The sequence below is a fragment of the Leisingera sp. genome (assembly GCF_982940295.1).
In genome coordinates this window covers 120778-133190 of record NZ_CEYXRG010000002.1, presented here as the reverse complement: position 1 = coordinate 133190, position 12413 = coordinate 120778, and the positions used below count along the sequence as shown (strand labels likewise).

The window sequence follows — 12413 nt, the reverse complement described above, 5'->3', positions numbered from 1 at the left end:
GGGGCGGGGGGCCGGGGGGGGGGGGGGCCCCGGCCCCGCGACCGCGATTTTCCAGCTGCAGCCGCCAAACAGCACGGGACCGCACCGCGCGTCAGCGCGGTGCCTTGCCCAACGGCTGAGGGGCTTTCCTGAGAAAGCCTCCGAAGCGGGCGGGAGCGCCGCGCTTGACGTGGCTCAGCGGAACTTGCGGCAGGTGGCAAGCTGCGCCTGATAGGCCTGGGCGCGGGATTCGACTTGCCCGGCAACCCGCATCAGCCATGATTTCGAGCGGTAGCTGCCGCGGGAATAACCGTAGTGGCCTTCGTGATAGGCCAGGTACTGATTGCGCGCGTCATAAAGCGGGATGCCATTCTTTTCGTAGCTCTTGCGCATATACCAGCCCATGAAATCGGCGGCATCGCTGATGCGGTCGCGCTTGGCCCGGCGGCGCCCGGTGTCGCGGCGGTAATCATCCCAGGTGCCGTCCAGGGCCTGGCTGTAGCCATAGGCGCTGGATTGCCGCCCGACCGGGATCACACCCAGCAGGAACTGGTGCGGCGTGCGGGCGTCGCCGCGGAACCGGCTTTCGTGATAGATGGTTGCCATCTGCACATGCACCGGCACGCCCCAGCGGCGCTGCGTGGCGCGGAACGCCTTCAGGTATTCAGGACGCTGCTGGATGATGCTGCACGCGTTATCCAGGTTGCGCGGCGGCGCTTTGTGCCCGCCTCCGCATGACGCAACCGCCATCAGGAGAACAAGGGCGCTCAGGAATCTGCTCATTACCTCAGCCCATTTTTGCATTGGGTATGTTTTCGGCAAGTCTAGCGGATTGCGGCGGGTGTGAAAATCAAATTTCCAGCACCTGGCTCAGCAACAGAGGCAGCAGCAGCGCTGACATCAGGGTCGAGACCACCACCAGACCCGCCACGGCGGTGGAATCGGCCTCGAATTTTTCGGCCAGCAGATAGGCGGTGACGGCGACCGGGGTAGCCAGCTGCAGGATCAGCACGCCAGAGGCCGTCGGATCCAGACCGAAAGCCACCGCCAGTCCCCAGCCCGCGGCGGCGCTGACCAGAAACTTCACCAGCGACAGTGCAACCGCCTTGCCGGTGCCGCCGGGCGTCAGCCGCGCCACCGCGGTGCCCAGTGTGATCAGCATCAGCGGCACCGCCATCTGTCCGGTCAGCTCCAGCGCGTTGGTCAGGAAACGCGGGGTTTTCCAGTCCTGCCACAGGAACAGCGCGCCCAGCAGCGTCGCCCAGACCATCGGCTCCCGGATTGCCTTGCTGCCCGCGCTGTGCCCGGCCACCAGATAGATGCCATAGGTGAAGGACAGGATGGCAGACACGGCGAGCATGACGACGGCATAGCCAAGCCCGGCCTCGCCAAAGGCAAACATCGCCAGCGGGATGCCCAGATTGCCGGTGTTGCCGAAAATGAAAGGCGCCAGATAGGTCCTCCGCTCCAGCCCGCTGATGCGGCAGAGGGCCTCGCCCGCCACCGCCATTACCGCGTGGCCCGCCAGCGCGGCCAGTACAAAGGTTCCCAGCGCGCCCTTGTCCAGGCTGGTGTTCATCAGCGCGGTGAAAATCAGGCAGGGCACCGCCAGCGTCATCGCCAGCCGGGTGACAAACTGGGTCCGGAACTCAAACCCGAGCTTCACCCAGAGGAACCCGGCGAAGGCCAATAGGAACACCGGGGCAGTGATTTCGAGCACTGTCAAAGCGAGGTTCACAGTCTGTTTCCCCGAAAATTTACGTCAAGAGTTGGACAATTGCTGCGCGAGCGCGCTATTTACAAAGAACGGGGGCTAACATGACCATGTTGAGAACACGAGCAAAATACAACCTTGGGCAGGTCGTCCGCCACCGGAAGCACCCCTTCCGCGGGGTGGTTTTCGACGTCGATCCGGAATTCTCCAACACCGAGGAATGGTACGAAGCGATCCCTGAGGACAGCCGTCCGGTGAAGGACCAGCCCTTCTACCACCTGCTGGCCGAGAACGATCAAAGCTACTATGTGGCGTATGTATCGGAGCAGAACCTGGTCGCGGATTACTCGGGCGAGCCGGTCGGCCACCCGGACGTGCCGGAGATGTTCGGCACCTTCGACGGTGGTGCCTATGCGCTGCATTACCAGCTGAACTAAGAGCTGCTGCTGTCCGGCCGCTGACCGGATAAGCTGCGTATTTGCGCATCAGTATCCCAGCGCACAGCCATCCTTGCGCGGATCGCTGGCACCCTCCAGGACGCCTGAGGCATGGATCCGGATTGCCTGCGCCCCGCCCAGCGGCGTGTCCGGCACCACTAACTGGTGGCCGAGGTCCGCAAGCGCCTGATGCACCGGAGCAGCATATCCGCGCTCGACCTTCAGCACGCCGCCGTCGGCAAAGCTGCGCGGGGCGTCGATGGCAGATTGCAGGTCCATGCCGAAATCCAACAGGTTCGAGACAAGCCGGGCATGGCCCGCAGGCTGATAGCCGCCGCCCATCACGCCAAAGGGCATGATCACCTCTCCGTCTTGCTGCAGCATGGCGGGGATGATCGTATGCATCGGCCGCTTGCCGGGCCCAAGCTCGTTCGGGTGGCCTTCTTCCAGGGTAAAGCCCGCACCCCGGTTCTGCAGCAGGATACCGAACTTCTCCGAAGCAATACCGGACCCGAAGCCGTGGAAGATCGAGTAAATCAACGACACTGCCATCCGGTCCTTGTCCACCACGGTGATATAGACCGTATCCTTGTGGACAGCTTCGCTCAGCGGTGCGGCGGCCGGCATGGCGCGTTTGGGGTCAATCAGCGCAGCCAGTCCGGACGCAGTTTCCGGCGCCAGCATGTGCGCGAGCCGCGAGGTGTGGTCCGGATCCGCCAGAAACCGGTTGCGCGCGTCATAGGCCAGCTTGGCGGCTTCCGCCTCGATATGCGCCCGTTCGGCCCCGAACGGGTCCATCCCGGCAAGGTCAAAGTGCTTCAGGATATTCAGCAGCAAGATTGCCGTTGCGCCTTGGCCGTTAGGCGGGTGCTCTGCGAGTTCGCGCTCCTTGTACTGGCCAGTAACCGGCTGCGTTGCAAAGCTCTTTACGCCGGCAAAGTCCTCCAGTGTGTGAACTCCGCCCAGAGCCTCCAGGGCCCGCGCCATGTCCTCGGCCACCTCGCCGGTATAAAAAGCATCCCGCCCGTGTTTGGCGATGCGGCGCAGGACTTCGGCTTGACCGGGTGCGCGGAAAACGTCGCTGCTGCCCAGAGGCCGGCCGTCCCGCAGATAGTGGCGCCGGGCTGCGCCTTGCAGGGTGCCGGCACCGTTCTTCCAATCGAAGGCCGTGCGCGGTGCCACCGGCACGCCCTCTTCGGCATAATCTATCGCAGGCTGCAGCAGTGTATCGAGCCCCAGCCGGCCTTCGCTTTCCGCAAGACGGCAAAAGGCATCAATTGCACAAGGGATGGTAACAGCCTCGGCACTGCTCAGCGGCACCGTCTCCAGCCCTCGCGCCCGCAAGGCGGCAGCGCTCGCCGCCGCCGGAGCGCAGCCGGACCCGTTCAGCGCCTGAACTCCGCTGCCCGGCCGGGAATACAGCACAAAGCAGTCGCCGCCGATCCCGGTCATCTGCGGCTCGCAAATACCCAGCAAAACGGCTCCGGCCAGGGCCGCATCCATCGCGTTGCCGCCGCGCTTCAGCATGTCCACCGCCACGCTGGCCGCCAGCGGATGGGAGGTGGCGCACAGGCCGTTACCGGCAAAAACGGCTGACCGCCCGGGAAGATGAAAATCGCGCATGGTCCGGCTCCTCGCTGTCACTGGTCAGAGCCTAGGCAGGCGGTGCGGGATGGCAATGAAATTCCTCGGCCGCTGCGGCGGGACGGAACGTCATGGATCACGAAAGCGGGAGAGCAGCCTGAACGAAGTGTCCCCGGTGCCGCGCACTGGTGGGGGCTAGAATACGCGGCACCAGGGGAAGCTCGTTTCAGCTACAGGTAAGGTTTCGCATATGTATTGGGCTGCGGTTTGCCGGGAATACGGCGCCGGTGTGGCGAAGCGTTAAAAATGCAGCTAACCGGCGGGTTGCCCGTAAATTGGGCGGTATTCTGGTTCAGGCCTCGGCAGGCGGGCTGGTGACCTGGATTTCAAAGCAGAGGGAAAGGTTATTGTTCCCATCCGACCGCTCATATTGAACCTGGCTTGCAAGCTCCCGGATCAGGAACCAGCCAAATCCGCCTTCGGGCAGGCTGTCGGTGGGTCCGCTGATGTCAGCGGGTTTCCCTTCGGGCAGCTCGCCTTGGGGGAACGGGCTGCCGGCGTCCTGAATGCTGATCCACAAACGCTCCGGTGCCAGTTCCACCCTGATCCGGACGTCGCCGGGGGTTGTGTCCTCATAGGCGTGTTCGACCACGTTGTTCACGGCTTCGGTCAGGGCAATTTGCACCTCGTCCACGCGGGCACCCGGCACCCCCAGGGACCGCAGTTTGCTGACCACGGACTGGATTCCCTTGCGAGCATCCAGATTTGTGGCCGTGAACGAGCAGGCAAAGGTTTTTACCATAAATTTCTCGCTTTGCGCCGCCAGCGCGTTCGTCTTCAAGAATTTGCGTTAGCAGGCGCGGTTGCTTCGTTCAGCGAACCGTAGAGGTCAAAGACCGTATCCATCCGGGTCAGCCGGAAAACCTTCTCCACCATCGGTGTCAGCCCGGCGAGATCCAGTTTGCGGGTGCCGCCCAGCTGCTTCATCGCAGCGACAATCGCGCCAAGCCCGCTGGAATCGATGAACTGGACCTCGGACAGATCGAGGATCACACGGTCCGGCCCGCTTTCGGTTTCCGTCCGCATGTCCTCCTTGAATTGGATAGCCATGGCGGCGTCAATACGTTCAGCATTGACTTTGACGATCTGCGCATCGTCCGTCATGGTGGTCGTCAGGCTCATTTCTTCCCCCGGGATGTAACGTCATTTGGCAGCACTCTAGACCGCAAAGCTTACTTTTCTGTAGGTATAATTTTGACGATTGGAGGAAAATTGCATGAAAGATGTTGTTATCGCCGGAGCAGCCCGGACGCCGATGGGCGGGTTCCAGGGAATGTACGACGGGGTGACGGCTTCGGAGCTGGGCGGCGCGGCCATCCGGGCGGCCCTCGACGGGGCCGGCGCTGCCACTGTCGATGAGGTTCTGATGGGGTGTGTGCTGCCCGCGGGCCAGGGCCAGGCGCCTGCGCGCCAGGCCGGGTTTGCGGCGGGCCTGGGCGAAGACGTCCCGGCCACCACGCTCAACAAGATGTGCGGTTCCGGCATGAAGGCGGCGATGATCGCGTTTGATCAGATCGCGCTGGGCCACGCGGACACGATGATTGCCGGCGGTATGGAAAGCATGACCAATGCCCCCTACATCCTGCCGAAAATGCGCGGCGGCGCCCGTATCGGCCATGGCCAAGTCATCGACCACATGTTCCTCGACGGACTGGAAGACGCCTATGACAAGGGCCGCCTCATGGGCACCTTTGCCGAGGGCTGCGCTGAAAAATACCAGTTCACCCGCGAAGCTCAGGACGAATATGCCCTGAAGTCCTTGTCCAACGCGCTGGAAGCACAAAATAGCGGCGCCTTCGACGGCGAAATCGCCGCGGTGACTGTGAAAACCCGCAAGGGCGAGGTGGTGACGGATGCGGATGAGCAGCCGAAATCGGCGCGCCCGGAAAAGATCCCCACGCTGAAACCGGCGTTCCGCAAGGACGGCACCGTGACCGCCGCCAATGCCTCCTCCATTTCGGATGGCGCCGCGGCGCTGGTGATGGCCTCCGCCGAGGCGGCCGAAGCGCAGGGCTTGACCGTGCGCGCCCGCATCCTGGGCCACGCCAGCCACGCCCAGGCGCCGGGCTGGTTCACCACTGCACCGGTGCCAGCAGCGCAGAAACTGCTCAAGTCGATTGGCTGGAAAGTTGAGGATGTCGATCTGTGGGAGGTCAATGAGGCCTTTGCTGTCGTGCCTATGGCCTTCATGCACGAAATGGGCATTTCCCGCGACAAGGTGAACGTGAATGGCGGCGCCTGCGCGCTGGGCCACCCGATCGGCGCCTCCGGCGCGCGCATCATGGTCACCCTTCTGAACGCGCTGGAAAAGCGCGGCCTCAAGCGCGGTGTGGCCGCCATCTGCATCGGCGGCGGGGAAGGCACCGCGATCGCAATCGAGCGGGTGTGATCTTCACCTTTGCAAAATACTCTCGGGGGTGAATTGACCGTCAGGTCAAGAGGGGGCAGACAGCCCCCTCTGCTGCGTTGAAGGAGGGCTGTTCATGCAGGCCGATTACAATACCCTTGCCAAAACCATCGCCTCGCTGACCGAAGGCGAGACGGATGAGGTGGCGCTGATGGCTACAGTCGCCTGCGAGGTGCATCACGCCGACGACCGGTTCGACTGGACCGGCTTTTACCGTGCCGTTGCGCCGGAGCTGCTGAAGATCGGCCCCTATCAGGGCGGCCACGGCTGCCTGCAGATCCCGTTCTCCCGCGGTGTCTGCGGCGCGGCAGCGCGCAGCGGCGAGGTGCAACTGGTGCCGGATGTGGAGGCGTTTCCCGGCCATATTGCCTGCGCCTCCTCCACCCGTTCGGAACTGGTGCTGCCAGTCTGGAATGGCGCAGGCGCGCTGATCGGGGTTTTTGACATCGACAGCGACCAGCCGGAGGCCTTTACCCAGCAGGATGCGGATCACTTGGCAGCGATTCTGCATCAGGTGTTCAACCGCATCTGATTCGGGGCATCCAGGGGCTTCGCCCCTCGGCCTGGCGGCCTCACCCCAGAGTATTTCCAGAAAGATGAAAGGCCCGGCGTCTGAAAGCGCTGGGTTTTTTCGTGGGGCAACCGCTTTCGTGAAAAAATGCTTGGAAATTTCACGGGTCCGATGCATCGTGAAAAACGAGAGGATTTTTTCACGAGTAGGGAGCAAGCCTGTGAACGATCAGACCCTGGCCGCAGCGACATTGGGGGCGGACATCCGGGCCTTGCGCAAGGCGCGCGGCCTGACGCTGTCGGATATCGCCGCAGTGCTGAACCGCTCGGTCGGCTGGCTGAGCCAGGTTGAACGGGACATGTCTGACCCTTCGATTTCTGACCTGCGGCAGATTGCCGAGGCGCTGGGCGTGCCGATGTCGATGCTGTTTGCACACTCCGGCGCCCCGGCGGATGAGCATGGCTACATCGTGCGCGCAGGCTCCCGCCGACCAATGGGCACCGGCGAGGAGGGGCTGATCGAAGAACTGCTCTCCCCCGATCTGACCGACGACTTCGAGATGGTGCACTCCACCTTCCAGCCCAAATCGCGGATGCAGACGCCGGCCAACCGGCCAACGCAGGAGGTCGGCTACATGATCTCGGGCAAGCTGGACCTGCTGATCGGCGGCCGCAGCTTTACTGTCGGTCCCGGCGACAGCTTTCGGATCAAGCATGAGCCGTATCAGTGGTCCAACCCGTACGACGAGCCCGCCGTGGCCGTCTGGGTGATCGCGCCGCCGGTTTACTAGGAGGGGATGATGATCAGGGGATCCTGCCTTTGCGGTGATGTCCGCTTTGAAACCGCCGCCCGGCCGCAGGGGGCTTCGATGTGCCATTGCAGCCAGTGCCGCAAGCAATCGGGCGGCATCTGGGCCTCGGCTCAGGTGCGGGAGGAGGACCTCACGATCACCGGTCCGGTCAGCTGGTTTGAGGCAACCCCGCGGGCCAAACGCGGCAGCTGCCCGCGCTGCGGCTCCTTCCTGTTCTGGAAGGGCAAGGGCGAAGACACCACGAGTTTTGCTTTGGGCGCTGTCGACGGGAACACCGGTCTCAGTGTCGAAAAGCACATCTTTACCGCCTCCAAGGGCGACTACTACGAAATCGCGGACGGCGTGCCGCAAGAGGACTGAGACTAGGGAGCGAACATGTCTGATTTTCCAACCAAGGCCCGCGTGGTCATTATCGGCGGCGGCGTCGTCGGCTGCTCGTCGCTTTATCATTTGGCCAAGAAAGGCTGGACCGATTGTGTGCTTCTGGAAAAGAACGAGCTGACCGCCGGCTCGACCTGGCACGCGGCCGGCAACGTGCCGACCTTCTCGACCTCCTGGGCGATCATGAACATGCAGCGCTACTCGACCGAGCTGTATTCGGGCCTGGCCGAAGAGGTCGACTACCCGATGAACTACCATGTTTCGGGCTCGATCCGTCTGGCACACACCAAAGAGCGGATGCAGGAATTCGAACGCGCCATGTCCATGGGCCGCTACCAGGGTATCCCGATGGAGATGTGGACCCCGGAAGAAACCAAGGAACACTATCCGTTCCTGGAGACCCATGACCTGGCAGGGGTTCTCTATGACCCGACCGATGGTGACATCGACCCGGCACAGCTGACCCAGGCCCTGGCCAAAGGCGCGCGCGACATGGGCGCGAAGATTCTGCGCTTCACTCCGGCGACCGGTGTGACCCAGCACGAAGATGGCACTTGGACCGTGCACACCGAAAAAGGCGACATCGACTGTGACTATGTGGTGAACGCCGCCGGTTACTACGCGCAGCGCGTGGGCGAGATGTTCAAGCCTTACGGCGGCCGTACCGTGCCTGCCATGGTGATGGAGCACCAGTACCTGCTGACCGAACAGATTCCCGAAGTCGAAGCCTGGTCGAAGGAACACGGCGGCAAGCTGCCCCTGATCCGCGACGTGGACGTGTCTTACTACCTGCGTCAGGAAAAGCACGGCTACAACCTCGGCCCCTATGAGCCGAACTGCAAAGGCCACTGGCTGACCGAAGACGATCCGATGCCCGAGGACTTCTCGTTCCAGCTGTGGCAGGAAGATCTGGACCGGATCGAGGATATCGTGACCGACGCGATGGAGCGTGTGCCGCTGATGGCCACCTCCGGTGTTTCCAGCGTGATCAACGGACCGATCCCCTATGCCCCCGATGGCCTGCCGATGATCGGCCCGATGCCGGGTGTGAAAAACGCCTTCGAAGCGCACAGCTTCACCTTCGGCATTGCCCAGGGCGGCGGCGCCGGCAAGGTGCTGGCCGAATGGATCGTTGATGGCCACACCGAGTGGGACATGTGGGCCGTCGATCCGCGCCGCTATACCGACTATACCGACCAGGACTATTGCAACAAAAAGGGCATGGAGGTGTACGGCAACGAATACGCCATGCACTTCCCGCACCACGAATGGCCGGCTGCGCGCGACAAGAAGGTTAGCCAGGTGCATGCGAAGATCAAGGAACTGGGCGGCCAGATGGGTGTCTACAACGGTTGGGAACGCGCCAACTGGTTTGCCAAGGAGGGTGACGACACCTCCGAGGAAGCGACCCATACCTGGGGCCGCTCCGGCCCGTGGCAGCAGCGCATTCAGGAAGAATGCGAAGCGGTCCGCGACAGTGTCGGCGTGCTGGACCTGCCGGGCTTCTCCCGCTTCAACCTGGACGGCGAGGGCGCAGCCGAATTCCTGCGCGGTATGGTGACTGGCGGCCTGCCCAAGGTGGGCCGGATGAACCTGGTCTACTTCTCGGATGACCGCGGCCGCATTCTGACCGAAATGTCCTGCATTCGTCATGGCGAAGACCACTTCACCATGATCACCGCGGGCTCGGCCCAGTGGCACGACTTCGAGATTTTGCGCAAAGCACTGCCCGCGGGTCTGACCCTGACCGACCGCACCACCGAGTTTGCGACCATGATCGTTACCGGTCCGAAATCGCGGGAGCTGCTGGCGGGTATCTCGGACGCTGATCTGTCGCTCGGCTGGCTGACCCATCAGGAAGCTTCCGTCGCAGGCAAGCCCGCCTTCCTGGCGCGGGTCTCCTTTGCGGGCGAGCTGGGCTGGGAAGTTCACTGTGCCAACGCGCATCAGCCGACGATCTACGACGCCCTGCTCGCAGGCGGTGCCAAGCCGTTCGGCATGTACGCGCTGAACTCCCTGCGGATCGAAAAAGGCTACCGCACTTGGAAGGGCGATCTCAGCACCGACTACTCGCTGCTCGAAGGCGGGCTGGAGCGTTTCGTCAAGCTGGACAAGCCCCAGGACTTCCCGGGCAAGGCCGCGATCCAGGCCGAAAAGCAGCAGGGGGCCAAGAAGTCCTTTGTCACCCTGATCGTCGACGCAGGCGAGGCGGACGCGCCTTATATGTCCTGCATCTGGAAAGATGGCGAAATCGTGGGCGAGACCACCTCCGGCGATTGGGGCTACCGCGTCGACGCCTCCATCGCTCTGGGCATGGTGCGCACCGATCTGGCCGTGCCGGGCACTGAGCTGGAGGTCGAGATCTACGGTGAGAAATGCCGTGCGGTGGTTCAGAAAGACGAACCGCTGTGGGATCCGGCCAACGAGCGCCTGCGCGCCTAATGGACTGGCATCATCCCGGGCGGTGATCTGCCCGGGCTGATGCCTGATTGCAAGACAGCCTGCGCCGCCGGACCGTTTCCTGTAACCTGGCGGCGCATGGCACCCGGAATAAGGACGGTTCGGTATGGCTGAGATAACGCTTCTGGATGGCTCGATCGGGCAGGAGATTGTCAGACGCTCCGGCGAGCGGGCAACGCCCCTGTGGTCCACGTCCGTGATGATCCAAAAGCCGGATGTGGCTGGCAGCGTTCACGCCGACTACTTTGCCGCCGGGGCCACGGTTGCCACCATGAACACCTACGCCGTGCTGCGCGACCGGCTGCGCCGTGCGGGTATCGAAGACCATTTCGAGGAATTGCTGGAAACGGCCTCCAGTCAGGCCGCCGCAGCCCGCGACGCCCACGGATCAGGCCGCGTCGCCGCCGCGCTTGGACCGCTGATTGCCTCTTACCGGCCGGACATCTGCCCGCCGGCTGAGGAAGCCCAAAGCGTCTATGCCGAACTGGTCAAGCTTCTGGAGCCGAAGGCGGATCTGTTCCTGATCGAGACTGTCTCCTCGCTGGAGCAGGCCAGGGGCGCATTGCTGGGCTGCGCCGGCACGGACAAACCTGTCTGGCTGGCTGCCTCTGTTTCGGATGAGGACGGCACCCTGCTGCGCTCCGGTGAGCCGCTGGCGGCCCTTGCCCCGCTGATCGAGGAGTTCCAGCCGGATGCGGTGCTGCTCAATTGCTCCCGGCCCGAGGTCATCGGCAGCGGGCTGAAGATCGTCAAGGCATTCGGCAAGCCCTTCGGGGCCTATGCCAACGGCTTCACCCGGATTTCGGAGGGCTTCCTGCAGGATGCCCCCACAGTGGATGCCTTGGAGCAGCGCCAGGATCTCGGGCCCAAGGCTTATGCTGAATTTGCGATGGGCTGGGTCGCGCAGGGCGCCACCATCGTCGGCGGCTGCTGTGAAGTCGGCCCGGACCACATTGCCGAACTGGCCCGCCAGCTGCGCGCGGCCGGGCATCGGATCGTCTGACATCGTCTGCCCAGGGGAGGGGGGATCAGCATGGCAACTCCGGAAAAACTCAAAGCTGCGGATCCGGCCCGGGTCTGGAGCATCGACATCATCGTCACCGAGGGCTTCGTCCTGACAGAAATGTCGGCAATTCTTGAAGTGCTCAGGATCGCCAACAGGGTGCTGGCGCAGCCGCCGTTCAAATGGACGGTCCGCTCGTTGCAGGGGGGACGGGTCGGCTGCCGGGCGGGCCTCAGCCTTGATACCGAATCCTTTGCGGCCAAGCCGGACGCGGATTTTGCCTTCTTCCTTGGCAACTCCGACCCGGATCATCCAGGCCTCAGCCTGGGCCGGGTGATCTCCAGCTACACCTGCCGCGGCATCAAGGTTTACCTGCTGGCAGAGGCCGCGGCCCGCTACATCCGCGATCAGGGCGGGGCGTCCGGGCGGCTGACGACCCACTGGGAAAACTCCGCCCTGCTGCGCGAACGCATGGGGCTGAACGATTCCAGCCACGCGCTGGCCAGCGAGGACGGGTTGGTGGTGACCTGCGCCGGCATGGGATCCACCTTCGACATCGCGCTGGCGCTGGTCGGGCGGCTCACCTCCGCCGCGGCGCAGATGACCGTCGCCAATATCATGCTGCACGAACAGGTGCGGGATTTCTCCTCGCTGCAGCCGTTCGCCGGTGCCAAGCCGACGATCACCGGCGACAGCGACCTGGACCACTGCATCCGCATCATGCAGGACAATATCGAGGAACCGGTGCCGATCAGCGAAATCGTTGCCGAACTTGGCATTTCCACCCGCTCTCTGGAACGCAAGTTCAAGACCTTCCTGGGCACTACCCCCAACGGCTTCTACCGGGAAATGCGCCTTTCCAAGGCCAACAACCTCCTGCTCAACACCACTATGAGCGTGCGGGAAATCGGCCTTGCCTGCGGCTTCCCGAACGGATTTTCCAGCCTTTACAAAAGCTTCTTCGGCATCACCCCCTTTGCCCTGCGCAAGCGCCGCAGGCTGGGGGAGGACGGTCCGGAAAATATCCTTAAGGCCGGAGAATAGCCCCGGGAGTCTGACGTTTTTG

At 63.3% G+C, this 12413-nt stretch carries 13 protein-coding genes; 8 read left to right on the top strand and 5 right to left on the bottom strand.

What is annotated here, in order from left to right; genetic code table 11:
• Positions 1-174: 174 nt before the first annotated feature.
• Positions 175-762: a transglycosylase SLT domain-containing protein gene (locus AC4HIX_RS02475; protein ID WP_490397753.1), complete on the bottom strand. Its 588-nt coding sequence runs from the start codon at positions 760-762 to the stop codon at positions 175-177.
• A gap of 67 nt (positions 763-829) precedes the next feature.
• Entirely contained in the window at positions 830-1717 is an 888-nt protein-coding gene (locus AC4HIX_RS02470; RefSeq protein ID WP_490397752.1) for an AEC family transporter, read from the bottom strand.
• An 86-nt stretch (positions 1718-1803) separates the two neighbouring features.
• Between AC4HIX_RS02470 and hspQ the strand changes: the two genes are divergently transcribed.
• A complete protein-coding gene (gene hspQ / locus AC4HIX_RS02465; RefSeq protein WP_027245329.1) occupies positions 1804-2130 on the top strand; it encodes a heat shock protein HspQ in 327 nt (108 codons plus the stop codon).
• A 48-nt stretch (positions 2131-2178) separates the two neighbouring features.
• On the opposite strand, the gene AC4HIX_RS02460 is transcribed toward hspQ, so the two are convergent.
• From AC4HIX_RS02460 to AC4HIX_RS02450, 3 genes are all read right to left on the bottom strand, one after another.
• Positions 2179-3753: a gamma-glutamyltransferase family protein gene (locus AC4HIX_RS02460; protein WP_490397751.1), complete on the bottom strand. Its 1575-nt coding sequence runs from the start codon at positions 3751-3753 to the stop codon at positions 2179-2181.
• A gap of 313 nt (positions 3754-4066) precedes the next feature.
• Positions 4067-4516: an ATP-binding protein gene (locus AC4HIX_RS02455; RefSeq protein ID WP_490397750.1), complete on the bottom strand. Its 450-nt coding sequence runs from the start codon at positions 4514-4516 to the stop codon at positions 4067-4069.
• Positions 4517-4551: 35 nt separating this feature from the next.
• Positions 4552-4896: an STAS domain-containing protein gene (locus AC4HIX_RS02450; RefSeq protein WP_475048269.1), complete on the bottom strand. Its 345-nt coding sequence runs from the start codon at positions 4894-4896 to the stop codon at positions 4552-4554.
• 94 nt (positions 4897-4990) lie between these two features.
• Between AC4HIX_RS02450 and AC4HIX_RS02445 the strand changes: the two genes are divergently transcribed.
• The 7 genes from AC4HIX_RS02445 to AC4HIX_RS02415 all read left to right on the top strand — a co-directional run bounded on the left by AC4HIX_RS02445 (position 4991) and on the right by AC4HIX_RS02415 (position 12391).
• On the top strand, positions 4991-6163 hold the full coding sequence (locus AC4HIX_RS02445) for a thiolase family protein (protein ID WP_490397749.1): 1173 nt from the start codon (positions 4991-4993) through the stop codon (positions 6161-6163).
• Between the two features lie 94 nt (positions 6164-6257).
• Complete coding sequence (locus AC4HIX_RS02440) at positions 6258-6713, top strand: GAF domain-containing protein (RefSeq protein WP_490397748.1); 456 nt, start codon at positions 6258-6260, stop codon at positions 6711-6713.
• Positions 6714-6912: 199 nt separating this feature from the next.
• Complete coding sequence (locus AC4HIX_RS02435; protein WP_490397747.1) at positions 6913-7482, top strand: helix-turn-helix domain-containing protein; 570 nt, start codon at positions 6913-6915, stop codon at positions 7480-7482.
• 9 nt (positions 7483-7491) lie between these two features.
• Positions 7492-7863: a GFA family protein gene (locus AC4HIX_RS02430; RefSeq protein WP_475048263.1), complete on the top strand. Its 372-nt coding sequence runs from the start codon at positions 7492-7494 to the stop codon at positions 7861-7863.
• A 15-nt stretch (positions 7864-7878) separates the two neighbouring features.
• Positions 7879-10326 carry a GcvT family protein gene (locus tag AC4HIX_RS02425; protein WP_490397746.1) on the top strand — a complete coding sequence of 816 codons (2448 nt, stop codon included), beginning with the start codon at positions 7879-7881 and terminating at the stop codon, positions 10324-10326.
• Positions 10327-10450: 124 nt separating this feature from the next.
• Positions 10451-11347, top strand: a complete 897-nt coding sequence (locus AC4HIX_RS02420; protein WP_490397745.1) for a homocysteine S-methyltransferase family protein — start codon at positions 10451-10453, stop codon at positions 11345-11347.
• Positions 11348-11377: 30 nt separating this feature from the next.
• The gene (locus AC4HIX_RS02415; protein ID WP_490397744.1) at positions 11378-12391 is read left to right on the top strand and encodes a GlxA family transcriptional regulator; all 1014 of its coding nucleotides are present in this window, start codon (positions 11378-11380) and stop codon (positions 12389-12391) included.
• Positions 12392-12413: the final 22 nt, after the last annotated feature.

Excerpts from the sequence above, each read along its gene's own strand:
- hspQ (WP_027245329.1), top strand. The coding sequence starts at position 1,804 with ATGTTGAGAACACGAGCAAAATACAACCTTGGGCAGGTCGTCCGCCAC.
- AC4HIX_RS02420 (WP_490397745.1), top strand. The coding sequence starts at position 10,451 with ATGGCTGAGATAACGCTTCTGGATGGCTCGATCGGGCAGGAGATTGTC.
- AC4HIX_RS02430 (WP_475048263.1), top strand. The coding sequence starts at position 7,492 with ATGATCAGGGGATCCTGCCTTTGCGGTGATGTCCGCTTTGAAACCGCC.
- AC4HIX_RS02475 (WP_490397753.1), bottom strand. The coding sequence starts at position 762 with ATGAGCAGATTCCTGAGCGCCCTTGTTCTCCTGATGGCGGTTGCGTCA.
- AC4HIX_RS02450 (WP_475048269.1), bottom strand. The coding sequence starts at position 4,896 with ATGAGCCTGACGACCACCATGACGGACGATGCGCAGATCGTCAAAGTC.
- AC4HIX_RS02425 (WP_490397746.1), top strand. The coding sequence starts at position 7,879 with ATGTCTGATTTTCCAACCAAGGCCCGCGTGGTCATTATCGGCGGCGGC.
- AC4HIX_RS02440 (WP_490397748.1), top strand. The coding sequence starts at position 6,258 with ATGCAGGCCGATTACAATACCCTTGCCAAAACCATCGCCTCGCTGACC.
- AC4HIX_RS02445 (WP_490397749.1), top strand. The coding sequence starts at position 4,991 with ATGAAAGATGTTGTTATCGCCGGAGCAGCCCGGACGCCGATGGGCGGG.
- AC4HIX_RS02415 (WP_490397744.1), top strand. The coding sequence starts at position 11,378 with ATGGCAACTCCGGAAAAACTCAAAGCTGCGGATCCGGCCCGGGTCTGG.
- AC4HIX_RS02455 (WP_490397750.1), bottom strand. The coding sequence starts at position 4,516 with ATGGTAAAAACCTTTGCCTGCTCGTTCACGGCCACAAATCTGGATGCT.
- AC4HIX_RS02460 (WP_490397751.1), bottom strand. The coding sequence starts at position 3,753 with ATGCGCGATTTTCATCTTCCCGGGCGGTCAGCCGTTTTTGCCGGTAAC.